Origin of the sequence: Halorubrum sp. Atlit-8R (genome assembly GCF_003666025.1) — an archaeon.
Classification (GTDB): Archaea; Halobacteriota; Halobacteria; order Halobacteriales; family Haloferacaceae; genus Halorubrum; species Halorubrum salinarum.
This window is the reverse complement of record NZ_QPLV01000068.1, coordinates 1-447: the sequence shown is the minus strand read 5'-3', so window position 1 is coordinate 447 and position 447 is coordinate 1. Positions and strand designations below refer to the sequence as shown.

The following is a 447-nucleotide window of genomic DNA, read 5'->3' as shown; positions in this document are numbered from 1 at the left end:
TCGCCGTCATCGGAGACATCTTCGGAGATGACGGCTTCGGGGAACTCTTCGAGGACGATTCCCATGAGGTGCGCCGTGCCGAACTCGGGCATATCCTCGCTCGTCGTTTCAATCGTCTCCTGAAGGATTTCGACGAGGAATTCGGGAATGAATCGGTCCGGTGGGTGCGCGTCCATGACGACGGCGTGCGTGTCGCCACAGGGGCAGTCGAACTCTCGTTTGCCCAAGTCGAGTTCCCGGACGCGCTTTTCTTCGCCACAGTGCAACTCCAAGACGGCCCCGCGACCGCCGGGAACGCGCGGTTCAGACATACCCGTGGGTTGCGGTTCTCGCCGTTTAAACGTCGCGTTCTTCCGAATCGGCGGCGGAGAATTGGTCGGTCGGTGTCGATGCGTCGGTCAGCGGCGGCCCGTAACGTAGAGGATGGGACCGACGATGAGCAGCGTG

At 61.7% G+C, this 447-nt stretch carries 1 protein-coding gene; it reads right to left on the bottom strand.

Features of this window, described 5'->3' with window-relative positions; genetic code table 11:
- Positions 1-311, bottom strand: a 311-nt coding sequence (locus DVK05_RS16610) for a DUF5815 family protein (RefSeq protein WP_233562256.1), incomplete at its 3' end; no start/stop codon positions are given.
- Positions 312-447 lie beyond the last annotated feature (136 nt).